Source organism: Lacinutrix algicola (assembly GCF_001418085.1).
GTDB classification, from domain to species: domain Bacteria; phylum Bacteroidota; class Bacteroidia; order Flavobacteriales; family Flavobacteriaceae; genus Lacinutrix; species Lacinutrix algicola.
The window spans coordinates 1-1010 of sequence record NZ_LIQH01000001.1 but is presented as its reverse complement, the minus strand read 5'-3'; the positions used below and the strand labels follow the sequence as shown (position 1 = coordinate 1010).

The 1010-nt window shown below is 36.3% G+C and carries 1 pseudogene; it reads right to left on the bottom strand.

Annotated elements, in window-relative coordinates:
* Positions 1 to 890, bottom strand: a pseudogene (locus ASC41_RS00005) (Hsp70 family protein); the annotation flags it as partial.
* Positions 891 to 1010: the final 120 nt, after the last annotated feature.

Here is a 1010-nt window from a genome sequence, read left to right as displayed (position 1 = left end):
TGTGTGCCCTTGGAGGAGACCGCCCCGACCCCACCACCCCACCTCCGTAGTAATATAAGGTAAGTTAATTTCTGTTTGCTCTGAAGCAGATAACTCAATCTTAGCTTTTCTGCAGCTTCTTTTAAACGTTGTAAAGACATTGGATCTTTACGTAAGTCCATAGACTCTTCAGCGTTAAACTCATCAGCTAACCAATCAATAAGTTTTTGATCTACGTCATCACCACCTAAGTGCGTATCACCATCTGTAGATAAAACTTCAAATACACCATCTCCTAATTCTAAGATAGATACATCATGCGTTCCACCACCAAAATCGAAAACAACGATTTTTTGATCTGTTCCTTTTTTGTCCATACCATAAGCTAAAGCTGCTGCTGTTGGCTCGTTGATAATACGACGTACTTTTAATCCTGCAATTTCACCAGCTTCTTTAGTTGCTTGACGTTGTGCATCGTTAAAATATGCTGGTACAGTAATTACTGCTTCAGATACTGAAGCACCTAAGTAATCTTCAGCTGTTTTTTTCATTTTCTGTAATACCATTGCAGATAATTCTTGTGGCGTATATAAACGACCATCAATATCAACACGTGGTGTGTCATTATCTCCTTTTACTACTTTGTAAGGTACACGTTCTGCTTCTTTTTTAGACTCAGAATACTTGTTACCCATAAAACGTTTAACCGAATAAACTGTTTTTGTTGGGTTAGTTACTGCTTGTCTTTTTGCTGGATCTCCAACTTTAATTTCTCCTCCTTCTACAAAGGCAATTACAGATGGTGTTGTTCTTTTACCTTCTGCATTAGGGATAACTACTGGCTCGTTACCTTCCATTACAGAAACGCAAGAGTTGGTAGTTCCTAAATCGATTCCAATAATCTTACTCATATCTTTATTTGTTTTATGTTTTCCGCTTAATGCGAAATAAATTATATTAATTATTTACGATTGCATAAAGACAATGATTATGCCATTAGAAAAAATGTGACATGATGTCATATTTTATTA